We start from the raw sequence: 1563 nt of genomic DNA, 5'->3' as shown, positions 1-1563 counted from the left end.
GCCGCGCGGCCGGACCCCTCGGCGGGCGTCGTCGGTCAGGCAGACGGGCGGGTGATCTTGCGGGAGGCGAGGACCTCGTCCACGAGGCCGTACTCGAGGGCCTGCTCGGCCGAGAGGAACTTGTCCCGGTCGATGTCCTGCGAGACCTCCTCGGGCGTGCGGTTGGTGAGGGAGGCCAGCGTCTCCTCCATCCACACGCGCATCCGGTTGATCTCCTGGGCGTGGATCTGCAGGTCCGTGGCGGTGCCGCGGTCGCCCTGCATCGCCGGCTGGTGGATCAGCACGCGCGCGTTGGGCAGCGCCAGACGCTTGCCGGGGGCGCCCGCGGCCAGCAGCACGGCCGCGGCGGAGGCGGCCTGGCCCAGGCACACGGTCTGCACCTCGGGGCGGATGAACTGCATGGTGTCGTAGATCGCCGTCATGGCCGTGAACGAGCCGCCCGGCGAGTTGATGTACAGGGTGATGTCACGTTCGGAGTCCATCGCCTCGAGCACGAGCAGCTGGGCCATCACGTCGTCGGCCGACGCGTCGTCCACCTGCGCGCCGAGGAAGACGATGCGGTCCTCGAAGAGCTTGGCGTAGGGGTCCTGACGCTTGAAGCCGTAGGGGGTGCGCTCCTCGAACTGCGGGAGGATGTAGCGCGCGTCCGGCGTGGGCAGGGAGGGCATCCCGGTGGGGAGCCCGGCGGGGAACTGGGTCATTCTTGGTCTCCTGGAGAGGGTCGGGACGGTCCGGGCCGGGCTCAGCCCCGGACGCCGCCGCCGCCGGTCACGGACGCGGCACGGTCGGCGATGTGGTCGATGAAGCCGTACTCGAGGGCCTCCTGCGCGGTGAACCACTTGTCACGCGCGTTGTCCTCGAGGATGGTCTCCACGGACTGGCCGGTCTGCTCGGCGGTCAGCTCCGCCATCACCTGCTTCATGTGCAGGATCAGCTGGGCCTGGATGCGGATGTCCGACTCGGTGCCGCCGATGCCGCCGGAGGGCTGGTGCATCAGCACGCGGGCGTGGGGGGTGGCGTAGCGCTTGCCCTTGGTGCCGGAGGCGAGCAGGAACTGGCCCATGGACGCGGCGAGGCCGGTGGCCACCGTCACGACGTCGTTGGGGATGTACTGCATCGTGTCGTAGATCGCCATGCCCGCGGTGACGGAGCCGCCCGGGGAGTTGATGTACAGGTAGATGTCCTTCTCCGGGTCCTCGGCCGAGAGCAGGAGCAGCTGGGAGCAGATCGCGTTGGCGTTGTCGTCACGGACGTCCTCGCCCAGCCAGACGATGCGCGACTTCAGCAGCTGGGTGTAGAGGAAATCCTCGCGCTGCGCCGGGTCCACCGAACGCATGCTGGGGGTGATGTCGGTCATCACTTCCGCCTTCCTGTCGAGATGTCCACGGGCCTCCCGAACGGCGGCCGCTCGCGCGGACGGACGGGTCCCTGATCGAGTCCGACACTAGCCGGGCGTCCGGGCCAGCGCGCGGGACGCCGTCGGCGTTTCGCTGTTGGCGCAGGTTGTCGCGGACCCCGCCCGGGGCCGCCCACCGGGGCCCCGGGACGACGACGGCGCCCCCA

Annotated in this window: 2 protein-coding genes; both read right to left on the bottom strand. The window is 70.4% G+C overall.

The features are described from left to right. Window positions 1–35: 35 nt before the first annotated feature. Window positions 36–701, bottom strand: coding sequence for an ATP-dependent Clp protease proteolytic subunit (locus tag HMPREF3105_RS03650; RefSeq protein WP_041104792.1), 666 nt, complete (start codon window positions 699–701; stop codon window positions 36–38). A 41-nt stretch (window positions 702–742) separates the two neighbouring features. Next, window positions 743–1357 carry a ClpP family protease gene (locus HMPREF3105_RS03645; protein ID WP_169577765.1) on the bottom strand — a complete coding sequence of 205 codons (615 nt, stop codon included), beginning with the start codon at window positions 1355–1357 and terminating at the stop codon, window positions 743–745. Window positions 1358–1563: the final 206 nt, after the last annotated feature.

It is taken from the genome of Micrococcus sp. HMSC31B01 (assembly GCF_001816085.1).
Classification (GTDB): Bacteria; Actinomycetota; Actinomycetes; order Actinomycetales; family Micrococcaceae; genus Micrococcus; species Micrococcus luteus.
The sequence above is the reverse complement of the archived record's forward strand: the minus strand, read 5'-3'. Positions and strand labels throughout refer to the sequence as shown.

What these genes read in the sequence shown, in the direction of transcription:
- HMPREF3105_RS03645 (WP_169577765.1), bottom strand. Translation starts at nt 1,357, where the DNA reads ATGACCGACATCACCCCCAGCATGCGTTCGGTGGACCCGGCGCAGCGC.
- HMPREF3105_RS03650 (WP_041104792.1), bottom strand. Translation starts at nt 701, where the DNA reads ATGACCCAGTTCCCCGCCGGGCTCCCCACCGGGATGCCCTCCCTGCCC.